The 20,424-nt window shown below is 64.8% G+C and carries 18 protein-coding genes and 2 tRNA genes; 8 read left to right on the top strand and 12 right to left on the bottom strand.

Annotated elements, in window-relative coordinates; genetic code table 11:
* Positions 1-140: 140 nt before the first annotated feature.
* The 3 genes from BIWAKO_RS21920 to dps form a co-directional block, all read right to left on the bottom strand.
* Positions 141-1,769 (bottom strand): alkaline phosphatase D family protein, encoded by a 1,629-nt coding sequence (locus BIWAKO_RS21920; RefSeq protein WP_084651670.1) that lies wholly within the window; start codon positions 1,767-1,769, stop codon positions 141-143.
* A gap of 71 nt (positions 1,770-1,840) precedes the next feature.
* The gene (locus BIWAKO_RS21915; RefSeq protein WP_069880445.1) at positions 1,841-4,660 is read right to left on the bottom strand and encodes a valine--tRNA ligase; all 2,820 of its coding nucleotides are present in this window, start codon (positions 4,658-4,660) and stop codon (positions 1,841-1,843) included.
* A gap of 118 nt (positions 4,661-4,778) precedes the next feature.
* A complete protein-coding gene (gene dps, locus BIWAKO_RS21910) occupies positions 4,779-5,258 on the bottom strand; it encodes a DNA starvation/stationary phase protection protein Dps (RefSeq protein WP_069880444.1) in 480 nt (159 codons plus the stop codon).
* A 211-nt stretch (positions 5,259-5,469) separates the two neighbouring features.
* Here dps and BIWAKO_RS21905 point away from each other — a divergent pair, with 211 nt between their 5' ends.
* On the top strand, positions 5,470-5,697 hold the full coding sequence (locus tag BIWAKO_RS21905) for a hypothetical protein (RefSeq protein ID WP_069880443.1): 228 nt from the start codon (positions 5,470-5,472) through the stop codon (positions 5,695-5,697).
* Between the two features lie 121 nt (positions 5,698-5,818).
* Here BIWAKO_RS21905 and BIWAKO_RS21900 read toward each other — a convergent pair whose 3' ends face one another.
* From BIWAKO_RS21900 to BIWAKO_RS21885, 4 genes are all read right to left on the bottom strand, one after another.
* The gene (locus BIWAKO_RS21900; RefSeq protein ID WP_084652309.1) at positions 5,819-6,406 is read right to left on the bottom strand and encodes a PopZ family protein; all 588 of its coding nucleotides are present in this window, start codon (positions 6,404-6,406) and stop codon (positions 5,819-5,821) included.
* A gap of 260 nt (positions 6,407-6,666) precedes the next feature.
* On the bottom strand, positions 6,667-8,067 hold the full coding sequence (locus tag BIWAKO_RS21895; protein ID WP_069880441.1) for a TolC family outer membrane protein: 1,401 nt from the start codon (positions 8,065-8,067) through the stop codon (positions 6,667-6,669).
* Between the two features lie 160 nt (positions 8,068-8,227).
* On the bottom strand, positions 8,228-8,869 hold the full coding sequence (locus tag BIWAKO_RS21890; protein ID WP_069880440.1) for a protein-L-isoaspartate O-methyltransferase family protein: 642 nt from the start codon (positions 8,867-8,869) through the stop codon (positions 8,228-8,230).
* A gap of 582 nt (positions 8,870-9,451) precedes the next feature.
* Positions 9,452-9,526 (bottom strand) — tRNA-Asn (locus BIWAKO_RS21885).
* 193 nt (positions 9,527-9,719) lie between these two features.
* On the opposite strand from BIWAKO_RS21885, the gene BIWAKO_RS21880 reads away from it, so the two are divergent.
* The 3 genes from BIWAKO_RS21880 to BIWAKO_RS21870 all read left to right on the top strand — a co-directional run bounded on the left by BIWAKO_RS21880 (position 9,720) and on the right by BIWAKO_RS21870 (position 12,031).
* Positions 9,720-9,793 (top strand) — tRNA-Cys (locus BIWAKO_RS21880).
* 383 nt (positions 9,794-10,176) lie between these two features.
* Positions 10,177-10,473: a hypothetical protein gene (locus tag BIWAKO_RS21875; protein ID WP_069882689.1), complete on the top strand. Its 297-nt coding sequence runs from the start codon at positions 10,177-10,179 to the stop codon at positions 10,471-10,473.
* A gap of 103 nt (positions 10,474-10,576) precedes the next feature.
* Positions 10,577-12,031 carry a cryptochrome/photolyase family protein gene (locus tag BIWAKO_RS21870; protein ID WP_069880439.1) on the top strand — a complete coding sequence of 485 codons (1,455 nt, stop codon included), beginning with the start codon at positions 10,577-10,579 and terminating at the stop codon, positions 12,029-12,031.
* Between the two features lie 223 nt (positions 12,032-12,254).
* On the opposite strand, the gene BIWAKO_RS21865 is transcribed toward BIWAKO_RS21870, so the two are convergent.
* Positions 12,255-13,262, bottom strand: coding sequence for a DUF2891 domain-containing protein (locus BIWAKO_RS21865; RefSeq protein ID WP_069880438.1), 1,008 nt, complete (start codon positions 13,260-13,262; stop codon positions 12,255-12,257).
* Positions 13,249-14,226, bottom strand: a complete 978-nt coding sequence (locus BIWAKO_RS21860) for a hypothetical protein (protein ID WP_201788637.1) — start codon at positions 14,224-14,226, stop codon at positions 13,249-13,251. Before BIWAKO_RS21860 ends, BIWAKO_RS21865 begins: the two co-directional genes overlap by 14 nt.
* Positions 14,227-14,297: 71 nt before the next feature.
* Here BIWAKO_RS21860 and BIWAKO_RS21855 point away from each other — a divergent pair, with 71 nt between their 5' ends.
* Together BIWAKO_RS21855 and aac(3) are read left to right on the top strand one after the other, a co-directional pair.
* Positions 14,298-15,230, top strand: a complete 933-nt coding sequence (locus tag BIWAKO_RS21855) for a LysR family transcriptional regulator (RefSeq protein WP_244523510.1) — start codon at positions 14,298-14,300, stop codon at positions 15,228-15,230.
* Between the two features lie 59 nt (positions 15,231-15,289).
* Positions 15,290-16,102 carry an aminoglycoside 3-N-acetyltransferase gene (aac(3), locus tag BIWAKO_RS21850; protein WP_069880437.1) on the top strand — a complete coding sequence of 271 codons (813 nt, stop codon included), beginning with the start codon at positions 15,290-15,292 and terminating at the stop codon, positions 16,100-16,102.
* A gap of 4 nt (positions 16,103-16,106) precedes the next feature.
* On the opposite strand, the gene BIWAKO_RS21845 is transcribed toward aac(3), so the two are convergent.
* On the bottom strand, positions 16,107-16,904 hold the full coding sequence (locus tag BIWAKO_RS21845; protein WP_069880436.1) for an SDR family NAD(P)-dependent oxidoreductase: 798 nt from the start codon (positions 16,902-16,904) through the stop codon (positions 16,107-16,109).
* Between the two features lie 199 nt (positions 16,905-17,103).
* On the opposite strand from BIWAKO_RS21845, the gene BIWAKO_RS21840 reads away from it, so the two are divergent.
* Positions 17,104-17,820, top strand: coding sequence for an alanyl-tRNA editing protein (locus tag BIWAKO_RS21840; protein WP_069880435.1), 717 nt, complete (start codon positions 17,104-17,106; stop codon positions 17,818-17,820).
* A gap of 39 nt (positions 17,821-17,859) precedes the next feature.
* Positions 17,860-18,717 (top strand): 3-mercaptopyruvate sulfurtransferase, encoded by an 858-nt coding sequence (gene sseA, locus BIWAKO_RS21835; RefSeq protein ID WP_069880434.1) that lies wholly within the window; start codon positions 17,860-17,862, stop codon positions 18,715-18,717.
* 121 nt (positions 18,718-18,838) lie between these two features.
* Here the strand turns inward: sseA and BIWAKO_RS21830 are convergent, their stop codons facing one another.
* The gene (locus BIWAKO_RS21830) at positions 18,839-19,618 is read right to left on the bottom strand and encodes an SDR family NAD(P)-dependent oxidoreductase (RefSeq protein WP_069880433.1); all 780 of its coding nucleotides are present in this window, start codon (positions 19,616-19,618) and stop codon (positions 18,839-18,841) included.
* Positions 19,618-20,316: a hypothetical protein gene (locus tag BIWAKO_RS21825; RefSeq protein WP_069880432.1), complete on the bottom strand. Its 699-nt coding sequence runs from the start codon at positions 20,314-20,316 to the stop codon at positions 19,618-19,620. Before BIWAKO_RS21825 ends, BIWAKO_RS21830 begins: the two co-directional genes overlap by 1 nt.
* Positions 20,317-20,424: the final 108 nt, after the last annotated feature.

The following is a 20,424-nucleotide window of genomic DNA, read 5'->3' as shown; positions in this document are numbered from 1 at the left end:
GCAGTGGATCGAACGGCGCATGGCAGACTTGCACCCCGCGCGCATCTAATCGTGTCCCCGGGAATTTGCCAGAGGTCTCTTAGTTCAAGGTCAATTTGGCGACCGATTCATGTCCTGATGCGGGCGGAGCACATCGCGGCTCATTTCGGCGACATCCCCGGTTTTCCGGCCTCGACGACGAAGCTGGCGCGGGTCGAGACCGCGGCTCCGGCGGTGGTCACCCGGTCCAGCACACGATAATCGGCCTGCCAGCCGCCTTGCGAAAGGGTATGGCGCATATAGCCACGCTGATTGTTGAAGAACCCGATATGCGGGTTCTTCTGCAGGACGACCTGCCCCGCCTTTGTCACGTCGGCTCCATCGCCGCCCGAGGTGATCGAGGTCGCAACGAACTCGACACCAAGCGTCCTCGATTTGGGATCGTCGAAATTGGCCTTGAGCTCGCCCGCCCAGTTCTGGTGGATGTCTCCGGTGAGCACGACCGCGTTGGCCGTACGGGCGCTCTCCAGAGTGTCGAACAGTCGCTGGCGTGCCGCAACTGCACCGTCCCATTTGTCCATGCTGTAGCTGGTCTTCTTGGGATCGGGATCGCGGTCGTGACGCATCACCATGACCTGCTGCGCCAGCACGTTCCATCGCGCGCTTGAACGGCGCAGGCCATCGGCGAGCCACGCCTCCTGCTTCTCGCCAAGCATGGTGTTTTCAGGCTTCAGGGCGTCGGCGCAGGCCGCATGCGCACCATCCCCGCAAGGCTGGTCGGAGCGGAACTGTCGGGTGTCGAGTACGTCGATCTGGGCCAGATCGCCATAGAGGAAGCGCCGATAGGCATGGATCGACGGACCATTCGGGATCGACGCCCGGCGCAACGGCATATGCTCATACCAGGCCTGGAATCCGGCAGCGCGACGCAGCGCGAAGATCTCCGGTGGAACATTCTGCTCCGAGACCAAGCCTGCAAAATTGTTGTCGACCTCATGATCGTCGAACGAGACCAGCCACGGTGCCGAGGCATGGGCCAATTGCAGGTCGGGATCGGATTTGTAGATCGCATAACGCTGACGGTAATCGCCGAGCGAATAGATCTCGTCGGGATCTCCAGGCATGACGCGCGCGACAGGCAACGGCCGCTCGTTCGGCCGCACCATGCGGTACTCGTAGATGTAGTCGCCATAGTGGTAGATGAAATCGAAGTGCTCATCCGCCACATGGCGAAAGGCGGTGAAATAGCCGTCCTCGTAGCGCTGGCAGCCGAGCACACCGAAATGGGCCCGCTCGATCGGTGCATTCGCGACGGGGAAGGTGCGGGCACGGCCCGTGATGGTGCGCTCGCCGCCGCAGGTGAAGCGGTAGAAATAGTCGCGGTTCGGTTCCAGCCCGGAGACCTCGACATGGACGGCGTGGCCGAGCTCGGGCCGGGCCAGGGCCGAGCCGCGTTGCACGATCTGGCGCATATTCGCCTCGGCACCGATCTCGTAGGTGACCTCGACAGCCTTCATGGCCATGCCGCCATTGCGCGCAAGCGGCAGGGGCGCGAGCTTGGTCCAGATCACGAAACCATCGGCAGACGGATCGCCAGACGCGATGCCGAGCCCGAAAGGATAGGCGGCGAAGACCGGATTGGCCCAGACCCGCTGGTCGAGCACAGCGCCGCCGGTGAGCAACAGGCCCGAGGCCGCAAGCCCCTGAAGGAAACGCCGGCGCGAGGGCGTACCCGCCTCGGTCAGGTAGTCATCGACAAGGAAACGACCGAAGGCATTGCGGCGAAACATGGCAGGGCTCCAGCAAGCGCGTTTGGAACCCTACCAGTCTTTGCATAACGCCGGAGTGACGCGCTACCGGACTATTGCAGCCGCACCAGCGCTTCGCCGATCTTGACCTTCCGCGCCTCGGCCTGCGCCTTGCGCTCGCGGTTTTCCTCGACGACCTCTTCCGGCGCACGAGCGACGAAATCCGGATTGCCGAGCTTGCGCTCGACCGCGAGAATGTCCTGGTCGAGCTTGGCGAGTTCCTTCGTCAGGCGCGCCCGCTCCGCGTCGAGATCGATGATGCCGGCGAGCGGCAGAGCCGCGACTTCCCCACGCACGATGATCTGGGCGGATTGCGCCGGGGCGAGTTCGGCGAAGCTGATCGCGGAGACGCGCGCCAGCCGCTCGATCATCGGAGCCCAGGCTTCGATCGTCGCCCTGGTTGCTGCACTCGCCTTGACCAGGACCAGAGGCGCTTGCGCGCCGGCCGGCACATTGGTTTCGGAGCGGACCGAGCGGATATCCGAGATCAGATCGACGACGAAGCCGATCTCCGCCTCGGCCGCCTCGTTCGTGAGGCCGGCAAGCTCGGGCCAGCGCGTCAGGCAGACCAGCGTGGCATCGCCCTTGGCAAGCTTGCGCGGAGCCCCCTCTCCTGCCTTCACGGCCCAGAGTTCCTCGGTGAGGAACGGCATGAAGGGGTGGAGAAGCTGGCAGATCAGGTCGATGACATGGGCAACGGTCGCCTGCGTCTCAGCCCGCTCCTCTGCGGTCGCACCCTCTCCCTGCAGAACGGGCTTCGCCAGCTCGAGATACCAGTCGCAGAACTCGTTCCAGACGAAGCGATAGGCGGCGCCTGCCGCTTCGTTGAACTTGAAACTGGCAATACCGGCCGCGATCTCGTCGGCGGCGCGAGCCGCCTCGCTGAGGACCCAGCGATTGAGCTGCTGCTTGACCAGGGCAGGATCAAAACCCTCGACGCGCTGGCAGCCATTCATCTCGGCGAAGCGAGAGGCGTTCCAGATCTTCGTCGCGAAGTTGCGATACCCCTCGACACGCGAGGTCGCGAGCTTGATGTCGCGCCCCTGCGCCGCCATGGCAGAAAGCGTGAAGCGCAGGGCATCGGCACCATATTTGTCGACGAGCGTCAGCGGATCGATGACGTTGCCCTTCGACTTCGACATCTTCGCGCCCTTCTCGTCGCGAACGATGGCGTGGATATAGACGTCCTTGAATGGCACCTCGTCCATGAAGTTGAGGCCCATCATCATCATCCGGGCGACCCAGAAGAAGATGATGTCGAAGGCGGTGACGAGCGTCGCCGTCGGGTAATAGCGCTTGAGCTCCGGCGTATCCTCCGGCCAGCCCAGCGTCGAGAACGGCCAGAGCGCCGACGAGAACCAGGTGTCGAGCACGTCCTCGTCGCGCGTCAGCGCAACAGGGCCGCCGTAATGGCCGACCGCCAGAGCCTGCGCAGCGGTCTCGGATTCGGCGACGAAGCACTCGCCATCCGGTCCGTACCAGGCCGGAATCTGGTGCCCCCACCACAACTGGCGCGAGACGCACCAGGGCTCGATGTTCTCGAGCCAATCATTATAGGTCTTGGTCCAGCTATCGGGCGTGATCTTGGTGCGCCCATCCTTCACGGCCTTGAGCGCGCGTTCCGCCAGCGGCTTGACGTCGACATACCACTGATCGGTCAGCCAGGGCTCGATCACGACATCGGAGCGATCGCCATGCGGCACGGTATGCGCATGCGGTTCGATCTTCACCAGCAAGCCGCGCTCGGCCATCAGCGCGACGACGAGACGGCGGGCCGCGAAGCGGTCGAGGCCGTGCAGAGCCTGCACCGCCCGCTCGGGCTTGGCGCCGGCCAGGAAGTCCTCGTTCCCTTCGAGAAGCATGCGCGCTTCGCCGTCGAGGATGTTGATGACCGCAAGCTTGTGGCGCTTGCCAACCTCGAAATCGTTGAAGTCATGCGCTGGCGTGATCTTGACCGCGCCTGTGCCTTTCTCGGGGTCGGCATAGTCGTCGCCAAAGATCGGGATGACGCGCGCAACCAGCGGCAGGATCGCGTTCCTGCCGATCAGGCCCTTCAGCCGCTCGTTCTCGGGATGCACGGCGACGCCGGTATCGCCCAGCATCGTTTCCGGCCGGGTCGTCGCAACCGTGATGAAGGTCGAAGCGTCGTCGGGGTCGTAGACCACGCCTTCGAGCGGGTAGTTGAAATAATAGAGATGCCCGCTCGGATCGCGGTTCAGCGCCTTGTCGAGCTTGGCGGTATCAAATTCCTCCTCCCCGCCGCCCTGCCACCTATACGAGCCGGTCTTCTCGACCTGCAGGACCTCGAGATCGGAAATGGCGGTCTGGAATTTCGGATCCCAGTTCACCAGCCGCTTGGCGCGGTAGATCAGCCCCTGCTTGTGCAGGGAGACGAAGACCTTAAGCACGGCCGCACTCAGCCCCTCGTCCATGGTGAAGCGCTCGCGCGACCAGTCGCAGGAGGCGCCGAGCCGCTTCAGCTGGTTGACGATGGTGCCGCCGGACTCCGCCTTCCAGCGCCAGACCTCCTCGAGGAAGGCCTCGCGGCCCATGGCCCTGCGGTCGGTCTTGTTCTCGGCGGCAAGCTTGCGCTCGACCACCATCTGGGTCGCGATGCCGGCATGGTCGGTGCCCGGCTGCCAGAGCACGTCCTTGCCGCGCATGCGCTCGAAGCGGCAGAGCACATCCTGCAGCGTGTTGTTGAGCGCATGTCCCATATGCAGGGAGCCGGTCACGTTCGGCGGCGGAATGACGATGCAATAGGGCTCCGCGCCCGGCTCGGCGCCACGCCCCGCCCGGAAGGCCTCGGCCTCTTCCCAGGCCTTGCTGATGCGCGCCTCGACGGTGGCGGGCTCGAATGTCTTGTCCATCATTGCTTCGCTCGAACGCAAAATGGCCGGGGAAAGCCCCGGCCGAAGGTCAGGCCAAAAGGTCGTTGGTCTTAAGAGCCCATGCGTGGGCGTCCCGTCAACGCTTTCGACAATGCGGATGTCAGGCCGCGCTCGACTCCAGGAACCAGAGCGCCTTGTCGAGTGCCCGGGAATAGCCGGTCAGGATATCGGCCGTGTCCGCATCTCCAGCCTCAGCCGCAGTGTCGATCGCGGTGCGGACGGTCTTGGCGGTCTCGGCGTAGCGCTCGATCAATTCGGCAAGGTGATCCTTCACCGCAACGATCTCTGTCGGATAGGGCTTCAGCGTCGTGCCCGACGCGACATTCTGCGTTGTGCCCAGCGCAATCCCGCCAAGCTGAGCCACGCGCTCTGCGACCGTATCGACATGAGTGTCGAGCTCGGCGCGGAAGCCATCGAGCATCTCGTGGATAGCGATGAAGCCAGGGCCCTTCAGATTCCAGTGGGCCTGCTTGGTGACAAGCGCAAGATCGATGCCGTCCGCCAGGCGGGCATTGAGCAAGGTGATCATTGCAGTTTTGGTGTTGGACTTCAGATCGATGCGTGACGTGGGCTTCTTCATGATCAGTCCTCGCGTTGAGACTCGCTGAAGGTGGCGTCGGGCTCGCGAAACTGTCTGCCTCCGAGGACGGCTTCGCACTCCTTCGGATCCGAATCAGGCACGCCCCGACGCAATCGTCAAACGACGGAGATACGGAACCGCGCCCTGTCTCGGTGGTTAGGCTTTCATCGATCAGATTGTTCCCGCCCCTCAAGCTCAGCAGGATGACCGGATGAAGCTCCTCGTTCACAGTCTCGGAGCATGGCTCGCCGTCGAAGCCGCTTCGGGACGTTTTTCACGCCCTGTCGCGGTCGGCCTGGCGATGCTGGTCTCACGACTTGGCGGGCCAACCGCCGCGTTGACCGTCGCCGGATTCGCCATCAAGCAGCTGCACGATGCCGGCGCCTTTGACGACATCAGAATGCCACAACGGGCCCACCGACGGCTGCGCGGGCGTTAGATCATCGGACTGGATATCGTATCCGGGCGGACGACCCTTCTGTGGTTGCATCGCAACTGCAATCCACGTGTCGGGCCGATACCTGAGCCGGCCATTCTCGTCCTGGTGAACCGGAAATGCCTCAGTGCCGGTTGCCGCGGGCGACGCGTTCGATCTCGGCGCGCACCAGACGTTCCACCATGGTCGGCAGATTGTCGTCGAGCCAGGTCTTGAGCATCGGCTTCAGCATATCCTTGACCAGATCCTCGAGCGTTCGCGCGTTGTTGCTCAGGACTGTGTGGGCGAGCGCACCGAAGGCGTTGTTCACGGCAGAGCCGGCCTGCTCCGAAATCAGAGCGGCCATATCGAGAGATGGCGGCGCAGACTGAGCCGGAACAAAGGCTGGAGGCACGAACATCTGCGCCGGCGGCTCCGGTTTCGGCTCCGGCTTGAACTCCGGTTTGAACTCCGGCTCGGCCGCTTCGATGAAATCGACATCCAGGCCGGGCTGGATCGCCACGCCCGGAGGCTCGGGCTCAGCCATCGCCGGTGATGCTACCAGGCTCGCCTCGGCCCCGAGATCGAGCACGTCGTCATCGATCTCCTCGACGAGTTGCAACTGGGGCGGCACGGGTGGCGCCTCGGGCGCCGGCGCAGGTGCGCTAGCCTCGGCGGGCTTGACCTCGTCATCCGCGATGATCCGGCGGATGGAGGCGAGAATCTCCTCCATCGACGGTTCGTTGGGCTTGGGTTGCGCGCTCATGCTGGGTCCGACCACTCGACACCGGGCGCGCGGATCGAATCAAACGCAGCCCCAACGTTGAGTATTCCACGCAAAGAGCGCCAAGCAAGGCGGGTTCCGGCCCGCCCACAGGAGAAATCGGGGCTGTTGCCGGAATGTCTCCCACCGTGCATCCGGCTGTGCAGCAGAGCGGGCGGCCCAAACAGAAACGGGGGCCTCAGCCCCCGTCATCAACCCTCAAGGCCGTCTCAGCGGCCGTCAGGAACCTGGGTACCCCAGAGCAGACCCTTGACCTGATCGTAATGCTTGCGGGAGTCGTAGACCGCAGTCTTGAGCTTCAGCGTCTCAGCCGAAAGTCGGCCGACGGCCGAAAGCACGGCATAGGATGCGACGACCCTATCGCGCTGCGCCGTCACCAGCGTCGACCGGGCAATCACCAGTTCCTGCTGCGCGTTGAGCACGTCGAGCGTGGTACGCTGACCGACCTTGGCCTCCTCGCGGACGCCGGCAAGCGCGGTCTCAGCCGCCTGCACCTGCGCCTGAGCCGCAATGATCTGCGCCTTGGCGGCATCAAGAGCGCCCCAGGCCGAGACGACGGCAGCACGCACGGTGTCGCGCGACGTGTCGACGTCGATCCGGCGCTGGCCGGCCGTCTCCTTGGCCTGCCTGGTCCGTGAGTAGACCTGGCCGCCCTCGTAGATTGGGATCGTCAGCGTCGCCACGGCGCTTGCCGAGAAGCGATTGTCGCCAAAGATCTGGCTGTCATAGCGCTGCGCAACCAAGCCGCGCACACCCACGGTCGGATAGAGATCCGCTTCCGTGACCTTCACCTGCAACTCCGCCGCATCGACGCCGTGCAGAGCCGCGATGACCGCAGGATGCCCGATCAGCGCGATGTCTAGCGCGGCCGGCAGCGACTTCGGCAGCAGGTTCTCGATGGGCCGTCCAGGCGCGAGCTGCTTTGGTTCCACGCCAACATTCTGGCGAAAGCGCGCGATGCTGGTCTTGAGGTTCGATTCTGCCAGAATCTCCGCGGATTGCGCCTGCGACAGCCGGGCTTCCGCCTGCGCGACGTCGGTCCGGGTTACTTCGCCGACCTGAAATCGGTCACGCGTCTGGCGCAACTGCTCCTCGAGAACCTCGACGTTGTTGCGGTTCAGATTGAGGATCGCCGTGTCGCGCAGCACGTTCATGTAGGACGTAGCCGCATCGAGAAGCACGTTCTGTTCGGTATTGCGCAACGTCGCCCGCGCACCCAGCACCTGCGATTCCGCCTGGCTGACGGAGCTGCGGGTCCTGCCGCCATCGAAGATGTTCTGGTCGATCTGGACGCCTGCGCCACGCGGTGCCAGGCGGGACGTGCTGTTGCCGGCTCCGGGCTGATTTGCGTCAGTCAGGCTCGCCCCGATATCCGCCGAGGCGGTGATGCGCGGCCGGTAGCCGGACAGTGCCTGGGGCACGTTTTCGTTGGTCGCGCGCACCGCGGCGCGCTGCGAATTCAGCGTCGGATTGCCATTGTAAGCCCGCGCCAGCGATGCATCCATCGTCTGCGCAGAAGCCGTCGTGATCTGGCTGGCGGCCAAAACGGTGGCCAGAACCGCAGCGAGACCGTATCCGGCCGACTTCCGCTTAATTTCTTTTTCGTTCACGTGGACGCCTCTTGTGCGGACTCAAGTCTCGCCCAGGCATCGCCCCAGCCTCGGCATAGTTGTAGTGATTCATACTCGGAGCCGCGGCCCGCGCCAATCGCACCAAGGCGCGAACGAACGTTTCCATGGCGCAGTGCCGCATAAATGCGACACTGCCGAATCAAAATACGAAACTCGGAACGCGGCGAAATTCTTCCAAAACAGGTGCAGCAGCATCGAAAACCGGTCTTCCCGACATGGACTGCGCGCTCTTCTGATAAAGCTGCACCCGCGCGGCTCGCCCTTGGCCCTCAACCAGGATTAGACGGCCATTATCGTTAACGAGACCATAAAGGCTCTCCGGAATGATCTCGCAGGCGCCGCTGACGAGAACCGCATCAAAATGCGATTCGGCAGGCCGTGTGGCGCTGAGCGTGACGCCAACAGCTCCAGCCAGCACAAGCGCACCCCGAGCCTGATCCAGGGCAGCCGCATCAGGCTCCCAAAGCGTGGCAACCGCGCCCATATCCGACATCAACGCAGCGCCATATCCCGTGCCGCCGCCATATTCGAGCACGCGCTCGCCAGGCTGAATGCCGAGCATCTGGATCATCCGCGCGATCACCATCGGCGTCATCAGCGCCCGGCTCGTGCCCGGCAGGGCAACAGACTGGTCGAGATAGGCAAGGTGGGAGAGTTCGGCGGGAAGAAAAGCCTCGCGCGGAACGCGGTCGGCAGCCGTGAGAACCGCACGGTCCGTCACGTCATAGGTCCGCAACTGGCAATCGACCATCATCCGGCGCAGCTCGGTGAAGCTGTCCATATCCTCAATCTCCGTCTGCGCGGCGCGTGTTCGCCGTCCTCAGCTTTTGTTCGAGGCGGTCGCAAAAGGCAAGATGGCCGCGACGGGACACCGGTTCGGTTGCAGCGAGCTCTGACATCTGAGGAGCAAATGCGCGCCGATCCACAGACGGTCCAATGGCGTCGTCGCAAGGAAATCCGGCCAAGATTCGACCAGCCGGATTTCGCCGGTGACATCTCGACCGATCTGCGATCGCTGCGTTCTGAATCAGACCGGTTTGGATACGGCCATTCCGCACAATGGCGAACGCTCAGTGATCCCCCCACTCCCGATCACGACATCCAGCCGGGTCGGCCCATCCTCTCCAGGCTGCTCCGCCCCCCCCCGCACCTCCGATCGGCGCCTGACGGCCACACCCTGATCAGAAAACCTCGGCGGATGCAGTGAGATGATCGCGCAAGGGTGCCCGCGCATTGCTCGCGAGCATGCCGGGAGTTCGGATCAGCAAATGCGCATAAGATTCTGAAATCGCGAGCCAACACGCTGCCGCCCCTCGTGGAGGGGATGGCACATGGGCATCAATTTCATGAATGGAAGAAGTGTTGGCTCCCGGAGCAGGATTCGAACCTGCGACCAATCGATTAACAGTCGATTGCTCTACCGCTGAGCTATCCGGGACCGATGGCCGGGGTAATAGCGACGCCTTTGTCCGGGCGCAAGCCCTTTAAGACACTTCGATGGCAGGAATTCCGCTCATCCACAGATGACCATAGGTCATCATGACGATTGCTGCTGTTCCCGGTTGCGGCCCGGCGCGCCATGTGGTTATAGGCGGCCCTAGGACATCACCGCAGCGTGACTGTCCCTGGATGGCCTCGTGGCGGAGTGGTTACGCAGAGGACTGCAAATCCTTGCACCCCGGTTCGATTCCGGGCGAGGCCTCCACCTCTCTTTTTCAGCCGTTGGTCCTGTTGACGTTCTCCGGCTGATGCCCCGCGCAGGGTCCACTCCCTGCCCCGACGGGACAATTTCGTTCCCGTTTTCAGCCCGACCGATAGTGATTTTCGCGGCTCCTGAGCCCGCCAGGCGGCGGCGGTTCGCCTTCTTCGTGTAGATCTGGGCCTGCTTCGCCGTTTCCCAGCCGAAGGTCGCCATCAGCTCGTGTTCGCTTGCGCCATTGTCGGCCGCGCTGGCCACGCCGGCCTTGCGCAGGCAGTGGCTGGAACAGCGCTTTGCACGACATGAACGGTTCCGGACAAACCCGTTCATCATGGGTTCGAGCCCGGTCGGCTTCCATGCTGTCGATCCGATTCACCTGGAGACGAATCATGCGAAGCCTTTTCCTCGCCTCGGCCGTGATGCTGGGCCTGACGGGTGCCCTGCCCGCAGTCGCACTCGCAGCACCGCCGACCACGGCTGCCGGCTTGCTGAGCGGGACATCCGACATTCAGCAGGTCCAGTATCGCGACTGGCGCCATGGCCGGGGCCACTATTCCCGCGGTTATCGCTACGGCCCTCCGCGTGGCTATTACGGCCGCCGCCATTACGGCCCGCCGCCCTATGGTTATGCACGCGGTCACTGGCGCCACCGTCAGTATTACGGCCGCCCCCATTACCGCTGGTAGCGCCGTATCCCGGCCTGCACTAATCCCAGGATCGGCGCCTTGACGGCGCCGATTTCGCGCGAGCCGCTGGTGCAGGCTATCGGGAGGCAGGCTATCAGGAGGGATGAGCGCCTCCTCCCTGTTCTGGTTCCGCGACGATCTGCGCCTCGCCGACAATCCTGCCCTTTGCGCAGCTGCGGCCCATGGCCCCGTCCTTTGCCTCTACATCCTCGACGAATCGCCGAAACGGCGTGTGCTGGGTGGAGCTGCGCGCTGGTGGTTGTCGCGCTCTCTTGCCGCGCTTGCCGAAGAACTGGGCGCGCGCGGCTGCAGACTCGTCCTGATGCGGGGAGACCCTGCCACTTTGATTCCCATGGTCGTGGCCGCGACAGGTGTCGACCTCGTCACCTGGAATCGCCGCTACGAGGCCGCCGCCATTGCGCTTGATTCGGAGATGAAGCGCGAACTGATCCAGGCCGGCACCACCGTCACGAGCTACAATGCCAGCCTACTCAACGAGCCCTGGCAGGTCGCAACGGGTTCCGGCACGCCCTTCAAGGTCTTCACACCCTACTGGCGCGCAGTCAGGACCCGAGGCGAACCCGCAGCTCCTGCGCCAGCCCCTACGCTGCTGAGGCCGCTGCCTCTCCCCGATTCGCTGAGGCCGCTTGCCCTCGATCATGGGAAGCTGATGCTGGAACCGACCGCGCCCGATTGGGCTGGAGGCATGCGCGAGGCCTGGATACCGGGCGAAGCCGGCGCCACGGGCGCTGTCTCCTCGTTCCTCGACGAGGCGATCGCAGGCTACAGCGAAGGGCGCAACCGTCCCGACAAGGTCTCGACCTCGCGTCTTTCTCCGCATCTGCGCTTCGGCGAAATCGGGCCGCGCCAGATCTGGCACGCCACGCTGGCCGCCCGGCATGCGGGGGAAATCCCGGGCAGCCCCGATGATGCGGAAAAGTTCCTCTCGGAGATCGGCTGGCGTGAATTCTCCTACCACTTGCTCTTCCATCATCCGGACCTGGCAAAGCAGAACTTCAACGCCCGTTTCGACGCCTTTCCCTGGCGACAGGACGATGCCGCACTGCGCGCCTGGCAACGCGGGCTGACGGGCTATCCGATTGTCGATGCCGGCATGCGCGAACTCTGGACGACCGGTTGGATGCATAACCGCGTGCGGATGATCGTCGCGTCCTTCCTGATCAAGCACCTGCTCATCGACTGGCGCGAGGGCGAGCGCTGGTTCTGGGACACCCTGGTCGACGCCGACCCCGCCAATAATCCAGCGAGTTGGCAATGGGTTGCGGGATCTGGCGCCGATGCCGCTCCCTATTTCCGCATCTTCAACCCAGTGACGCAGGGCGAGAAATTCGACCCCCGCGGCGGCTATGTCCGACGCTGGATCCCGGAACTCGGTCAGCTTCAGGACTCGGAGATCCACAGCCCCTGGACTGTTCCGCCTGGCAAGCTCGCAGCCGCTGGCGTCCGGCTCGGAGAAACCTATCCGCACCCGATCGTTGATCTCGGTTTTGGTCGGCAGCGTGCGCTCGCCGCCCTTGCGTCGCTCGGGCGCGAATAAACGTGCGGCATGAGCGCTGGCCTTGCGACCACCGCATTTCCGGGTGGCGGCTGGAGCTGATCGTCGCCTGTATGCGAGTCTTGCGCCCGCTGCGTCGATGCTCGCTTCCGCGCCTGCCCCGACTTCCGCACCGATTCTATGGAGTTGTGTCAGATCGCGTTTGCGAAAACCACCGGACGGCGCCGGCGAAAGCAGCCGGCGCGAGCCTGAGTGATGCGGGCCCTCACCCTTCGAGCGCGAGCACAGCAAAACTCGCGAGCCAGTGTTCGCCCATATAGTCGCCGGCGATATGGGGAAGCCCGGCCGTCAGATGCCGTGCGGCGGCGTCCTCGACCAAGACTCGACGCGAATCGCCGGGCGGCAGCGCCGCGGAGAGCGAGCGCCAGCACCACGCCCGGCTGAGGTTCAGACCATCGAGATGGGCGATCTTGCCGTCCGTGCGATCGCTGACTGTCGCTGGCCGGAACAGGGTTTCCGGTCCGCTGTCGGCAAGCCTGGGCAGAAAGCGGTCGAACCAGGGCAGGAATTCATCCCCCGGCAGGAGGCGCCTCATGCATTCCGCCTCGATCAGTGCGGAGGACAGGAAGTCGTCGCCGCTCGGCTCGCCCCAGGCCGGGCAATCCGTATCCCCGCCGTACCAGCGCCTGCCGGTGTCGCGCAGCAGCGCCACCAAGGCGTCGTCCCGCGTCACCGCAGCATAGTCAGCCGCCATCCTGAGGCCGAAGGCCGTATTGAAATGCGTGCCCACGCGGACCGGATAGGTCGCGAGCGGGAGGAAGTCGCGGAAGCGCTGAGCGAAAGCGTCCGCCAGTGGCGTGAGCACCTGCGACCAGCGCTGGTCGTCATGCAGGTGCAGTTCCTCGGCCAGTTTCAGAAGCCATGCCCAGCCATAGGGCCGCTTGAAGCCGCGCGCCGTCGGTGACGCAAGATAGGCGCACTCGACCGCGATCTTGTCGGCGACGAACTGCTCGTCGAACAGCGCGCGAATATCCGCGGCATGCGGAAGGCTGGGGAAGCGCCGCAGCAGGCGCGCCAGCATCCAGTAGCTGTGAACGCAGGAATGCCAGTCATAGCTGCCATAGAAGACCGGATGGAGATCTCTCGGTGTCCGGGCGTCCTCGGGGCCGGCCAGGACATGGTCAGGCTTGTTGGGGTATTCACGCCGGACGTGCCCCAGCGCGATGGCGGCAAAGCGAGCCGCCAGTTCCGGCGTAAGATCAGATCGTGTCATCGGCGTTCCCTTCGGTTGACATGGCATGACTGGGGATTCCGGTGACCGGACAATCCTTGCGTGACCGTGCGAGCAGCGCCTCGAGCAGACGCGGCATGATGTAGATCGGCAGCTGAGTCGCTGCGAAGTAAAGGGCCATCCGCGGTGTTGCCGCGGCACCAAGCGCCGACCAGACCAGACCGACGTTGCGGTTCCCGAGAATCAGGCCGACGGCCAGGCGTTCGCGCAGAGCCCCCCGCAGCATCAAAGCCCCGCCAAGCTGCATGCCGAGATTGCAGCCAAAGGCGAGTGCCAGGCAGATGATGGCCGCCTGCGGATCATTCTCGATCTGGCTGCGCATGCCGGCCATGGTCGCCAGAGCGAAAACCAGCAACGCTGCGACGGTGATGCCATCGACCACGGCGCCATGGACGGCCAGCGCGGCCGCCGCGTACCGCCTCAGGATGAGTGCGACGCCCTCAGCCCCTCCGATCAGCAGCGCAAGCCTCAGCGCGAGGTCGAGAGGCGCGACGGAGAGCCCGCCGGACCAGCTTGCCAGCAATGGTATGGTGACGGGCGCCAAGGCCATGGACAGGAGCGTGACGACCAACGGCACTGCCCCATCCAGCCCCAGCATTCTTGCGACCGCCGCAGTGCCGCTCGACGGTGGCGCCGACATGGCCAGAACCAGCGCCAATGCGAGCTCCGGGGCAAGGCCGATCAGATGCGCCGCGATGCCTGCGAGGATCGGACATGCGATCATCGCGACGCAGGGCAGGAAGACCGACAGCGAAGGACGTCGGAACACGGCGACCACTGCAATCATGTCGATCCGCAGCAGCGTCCCGAGCACGATCAGGAAGATCGCCGCCGGCATCAGCGGGCGCGCCAGCTCGGCGAGCGCGGGAAAGAGCAGCCCGAGCATGACGCCGAGCGCCAGCAATGTCGGCCCGCGCGGGATCAGGCGCGGAAGATTGGATCGCATGAGACACGCCCGTTTGCTTTGGACGCAGACGATACGCAGGCATATTGCCATCTTGGAAATCGATTATTGGCATGACCATAATCGTCACCATGAATTTAGCTGCGATCGATCTCAATCTCCTCGTCGCCTTCGAGGCCCTGATGGAGGAGCGCCATGTGACCCGTGCCGGGCAGCGCATCGGGTTGGCGCAGCCCTCGATGAGCAGCGCGCTAGCCCGCCTGCGGGCCCTGTTCGGCGATGACCTGCTCGTCAGGACGGCCGAGGGCATGCAGCCGACCGCCAGGGCGCTTGCCTTGGCCAGGCCGGTCAGCGAGGCGCTGGAACAGATTCGCAGAACGCTGGATTCCGGGCCGGGCTTCGATCCACGCTCGGCGAGGAGGCATTTCACCATCGCAGTGACGGATTACGGCGACCTCGTCATCGTGCCGGCCCTTGTCGAAGCGCTGCGGCGCGACGCGCCGGGGGTCGATCTCACCGTGCGTCCCATCACCGATGCGGTCGAGAGCCTGGCGCGGCTGGAACGCGGCGAGGTCGATGCCCTGATCGGTGGCCATCTGCCCGTCTCCTCCCGCACAACCCGGCAGTCCCTGCTGATGGAGCGCTTCACCTGCGTTCGCGATGCATCCCACGCCGCCCCGGGCATCTCGCTCGACCGTGCTGATTTCGTGCGCCTGCCCCATGTCCTGTTCTCGTCAGCGGGAGGCGATGGCTCACCGAGTGCCGTCGATGCCATTCTGTCGGAACACGGACACAAGCGCAGGGTCGCGGTCACGCTTCCGCATGTCGTGGCGGTGCCCTTTGTACTGGCAGGGACTGATCTCGTGGCGACCATGGCGGAGCGAATCGCCCGGCGCTTTGCCGATGTGGCGGGCGTGGCGATCCTTCCCCTTCCCTACGAGGTTCCGGCTTTCGCGATCGACCTCGTGCATGGACTGCGCGCGACTTCGAACCCGGCGATGCAATGGTTCGTCGATCTCATCGTCAAAACCTGCCGGACAATCTGAAACGCGCCACAATCGTCCGTCACGGCCATGACGTTTAGTCAGCGCCGGATCAATTTCGCATGTCGGACACACTCCCCGCCTTCCTTACCCGCGCGGCCCTGCGTGCGGACCTCCAGCGCCTCGGCCTGCAGCCCGGCGATACCGTGATGGTCCATGCCGCGATGAGCCGCATCGGGCAGCTGCTGAACGGTCCCGATGCCTTGATCGGCGCCCTGCTCGACACAATCGGCGCTCAGGGAACGCTGCTGGCCTATACCGACTGGGACGGCGCCTATGACGACCTGCTCGACGATGAGGGCCGCGTTCCCGAAACCTGGCGCGCTCATCTCCCGCCTTTCGATCCGGCGTCGTCACGCGCCATTCGCGGCAATGGCGTGCTGCCGGAATTCCTGCGCACCACCCCCGGTGCCAAACGCAGTGGCAATCCCGGCGCTTCGGTTGCAGCACTCGGTGCCAGGGAGGACTGGATCACGCAGGATCACCCGCTCGACTATGGCTATGGCGAAGGTTCTCCGCTGGCGAAGCTCGTCGCCATCGGCGGCAAGGTTCTCATGGTCGGCGCGCCCCGCGACACGCTGACCCTGCTGCATCACGCCGAGCACCTCGCGCAGATTCCGGGCAAGCGCATCCTGCGCCGCGAGGTCCCGTTCGCGACCGCATCCGGCACTCTGTGGCGCATGATCGAGGAATTCGACACGGGCGATCCGATCGTTGCCGGGCTTGATGAAGACTACTTTGCCGGGATCGTCGGTGAATTCCTCGCCTCCGGACAGGGCCGGCAGGGACAGATCGGCGCGGCAGCAAGCATCCTCGTCGATGCTGCCGCGATCACACGGTTCGGCGTCGCCTGGCTGGAAAGCCGCTTCGGCTGACGGCTCAGGCCTGCTCTCGCTTCGCCCGGCCGGTAAACCACCCGATCGCCCGGAAATAGACCGGGTAGGGCAGCAGGTTGATCAGCTTGACCGCCCATGACAGCCGCCGGGGAAAGCTGATCTCGAAGCCGCCGCGCGCGAAACCGTCGACGATGCGTCTTGCTGCAACGGCCTCGGTCATCAGGAGCGGCATCGAGAAGTCGTGCCGGCGCGTCAGGGGGGTATCGACGAAGCCCGGATTAACGACCTGAAGGCGAATGCCGAGCCTGTCGCAATCGAATTTCAGCGCCTCGCACATGTAGATCGTCGCCGCTTTGGAAGCGCCATAGGCGGCGGCTCTCGGCAGGCCGCCGATACCGGCGATCGAGGCGTTGACCGCAATATGGCCACGCCCCCGCGGCTTCATCCGTTCCAGCACGGCGGCCAGCCCCTTGGCTGCTCCAAGGGTGTTGACCGCCAAAGCAGTCTCGAGAGCCGCGATGTCAAACGCGCCGGGTAGGGTGACTGGCGCGACACCGGCATTCAGGAAGGCCAGCGCGATCGGCCCATGCACGCTCTCAATGGCATCGACCACCACGCGCATTGCGGCGGCATCCGTCACGTCGCCCGCATGGGCAACGATGCGGCCGGGCAACCCGGTCGCGCGTCGTGCGAGATCCTCGAGTTGTTCCAGCCGTCGCGCCGTGATCGCCACCGTCCAGCCGCGAGCGGCCAGTTCAAGTGCGACGGCCTCGCCGATGCCGGAACTCGCGCCGGTGACCCAGGCGACGCCGTCCTGCGGCTGCATGCGCGGCAATGACATGGATTCTCCAGACGAGAGGCCCCCCGGACATACAGCCCCGCAAGTGATCGGCGCAACCTTGCCGCCCTGCCCGTCCCGCTTCTGCAGCGCCTCGATCGCTGCAATCCCCACACGGCGTCATGGCATGTGGCGCACGCCACGCAATCGGTGCAGTCTGCCGGCCGCAGCGCCAGCCGCCGATGAATCAGGACCACGACCGATGCCGACAGAATTGCTCTTCCGCCAGGATGCCTACCTCACCGAGACCCCGGCCAAGGTGGAAGCACTGAACGAGCGCGGCGGCATCATTCTCGATCGCACGGTGCTCTACGCCACCGGCGGTGGCCAGCCGGGCGATGCCGGGCGGCTTCGCCTTGCCGACGGCAGCGAGATCGCAATCGGCACCACGATCTACGATCCCGAGGACAAGAGCCGTGTCATCCATGTGCCGCTCGAAAATCAGGCCGCGCCTCAGCCCGGCGACACGGTCACGCTGTTTCTCGACTGGGAGCGCCGCCTGAAGCGCATGCGCATCCACACCGCGCTGCACTTGCTCAGCGTGGTGCTGCCCTTCCCCGTCACCGGCGGCTCGATCGGCGATGGCGACGGCCGTCTCGATTTCGACATTCCCGAAGGCGGGCTCGACAAGGCAGAGATCGGCGAGAAGCTGAACGCGCTGATCGCCCGCAATGCCGCCGTCAGCGAGCGCTGGATCACCGACGAGGAACTCGACGCCAATCCCGGTCTGGTGAAGACCATGTCGGTGAAGCCGCCGCGGGGATCGGGGCGTGTGCGCCTGGTTTCGATCGAGGGCATCGACCTCCAGCGCTGCGGCGGAACCCATGTCCGCAACACCTCCGAGATTGGTGTTGTCGCGATCACCGATATCGAGAAGAAGGGCAAGCAGAACAGGCGCGTGCGCATCGCGCTTGCCTGAGCCCGCCAGACTTCGCCTCATCAGCAGGAAACGCCGACCATGGCCAGCAACGATGTTTTCGTCTCCACCGAATGGCTCGCCGAGCGCCTGAACGCGCCCGATATCGTGGTGGTCGACGGTTCCTGGTATCTTCCCGTGCATGCCCGCGATCCCGCCGCCGAATATGCCGCACGGCGCATTCCGGGAGCAGTGCGCTTCGACATCGATACGGTGAAGGACGCCAAGTCCGATCTGCCGCATATGCTGCCGCGGCCGGATGCCTTCGCAGCCGCCGTCGGCGCCATGGGCATCGGCGACGGCATGCGCATTGTCGTCTATGACGGGCTCGGCCTGTTCTCGGCCGCGCGCGTACGCTGGACCTTCAAGACCTTCGGAGCAAAGGACGTCGTCATCCTCGAAGGCGGCTTCCCGAAATGGCAGGCTGAAGGCCGCCCGATCGAGGAAGGCCCGCCGCGTGCCCGCGCCGCCCGCACCTTCACCGCCCGTCTCGACCACTCAGCCGTTGCCGATGCCGGCGATGTCGAGCGTGCACTGAATGGCGCTGCGATCCAGGTCGTCGACGCCCGCCCGGCCGACCGCTTCCGCGGTGAGGCGCCGGAGCCGCGCGCCGGCGTGCGCTCGGGCCATATGCCAGGTTCGCTCAACCTGCCCTTCCCGGCAATCATCGCCGATGGCAGACTCCGTTCGCCGGAAGCCATCGCCGCCGCCTTCACCGAGGCTGGCGTCGATCTGGACAAGCCGATGATCACCAGCTGCGGCTCCGGCGTCTCGGCCGCAATCCTCTCGACCGCGCTCGAGACCATCGGCAAGCCGGCGCGCGCCATCTATGACGGGTCCTGGGCCGAATGGGGTGCGAGCGACCGGCCGATCGCAACCGGGCCGGCCAGGAAGGGCTAACGCATCGGCCGGAAAACTGGATTGCGGTTTTCTGGCAAAGCCGTTGCAAACGCGGAAGGCTGGATCATCGGACCGGACACGAGATCCGATCCGATGATCTGAGAAAGCGCTGGAGTTTGGCTCAATAAGTCGCTCTGCCGCCTGACAGATCGAAAATCCCACCGGTCGAGAAGGAGCATTCGTCGGAGGAGAGCCAGAGCACCATTCTGGCCACCTCCTCAATCTCGACGAAGCGGCCCATCGGGATACGGCCAAGGATGTCGGCGCGGCGCTCAGCCGAGATTTCCTTGGCCATCGCGGTTTCGGCAGCGGCCGGCGTGATCGCCGTCACGATGATGCCGTCGCGCGCGGTTTCCTTCGCGACGCTCTTGGTCAGCGCGATCAACCCCGCCTTGGAGGCGCTGTAGGCAGCCGCCATCGCCATGCCTTCCTTGCCCTGGATCGAGGCGATGTTGACGACATGGCCGCGCAACGGGTGCGGGTTCTTTGTGGTGTGGCGCGCTGCTTGTGCCCGCATGCGCCCGACGACCGCGCGCGTCACGAGATAGGCGCCGAACAGGTTCACCTGCAGCACGCGCTGAAAATTCTCCGGCGAGGTTTCCCAGACCGGTTTGACCTCGCCGAGCACACCGGCATTGTTGACGAGGATATCGACCCGGCCACCGGCAAAGACGGTATCGGCAGCATGTTCGACCGCCGCCACATTCGTGATGTCGACCTCGCGGACGCTGACAGTTGGGCCGAGTTCCGACCTCGCCTGCGCCAGCGCCGATGCGCTCATGTCCCAGAGTTCGACCTCGGCGCCGGCATCCATCAGCGCCTTGGCCATGCCACGCCCGAGCCCACCAGCCCCACCGGTGATGATCGCGCGGCGCCCGCCGAAGTCGTAGGTCGCAGTCATTAGCCCGCACTCCAGGCAGTCTTGGTTCGGGTGATCTGGTGACGATAGAGACCTAGATTGAATGGCCCCTCGCCGCCAAGCGCCGTGAGTTTTTCAGCCGTCAGCTCCGCCTTGGCCAGGCTCACGAATTCAGCCTCGTCTCCCCAGCCTTCGAGCAGCAGCACCCAGCGTGGGACGGCATTGGCAACGCCGCGCGCCTTCTGCTCGGCGGTGGCGACGCCGCTCGCCTCGGCATCGGCGGTGAGCACATGCACGCCGGCGACACCTGGTCGCGCCAGCAGATCGGGAACGAGCTGCCGAAGCAGCGCGGACTTGTGTTCCGCCGCCTGGGCTTCCGGCACATCATAGCGCAGCGTCGCGATCAGCCCACCCTGCGCCGGCCCGGCGCTGTGCGCCACCCGGCAGATCGAGCGGGCGACCGAGCGGAAATGCTTCACCGCAGCAAGGGTCCAGGGCGTCGGCGCATTCACGCGTGCCGTATAATCCTGTCCCTTCAGGACCTCGACGCTGAGCGCCTCGTAGAGATTGAAGAATTCGAGACCGCCCTCGATCGCGGCATAGCGCCGGCCGCGCAGGAATCCGGGAATGCCGACGCGTTCCGGCATGTGCTCCTGGCCATGCCAGGCATAGAAGACCTCGCGCCCTTCCGGGGCGATGTCGTGCCAGATCGCGACCGCCCCTTCTCCCGCCAAACTCATGATCGCTCCCTCACCAGCCATCGCAGGGCCCGTTGACTCGGCCTGTCCCGGCTCATATACGAAATCAAATTCCGAAATGGAATGCTATTCCAAAAAGAAGAAACTAAG

Source organism: Bosea sp. BIWAKO-01, assembly GCF_001748145.1.
GTDB lineage: Bacteria > Pseudomonadota > Alphaproteobacteria > Rhizobiales > Beijerinckiaceae > Allobosea.
The sequence above is the reverse complement of the archived record's forward strand: the minus strand, read 5'-3'. Positions and strand labels throughout refer to the sequence as shown.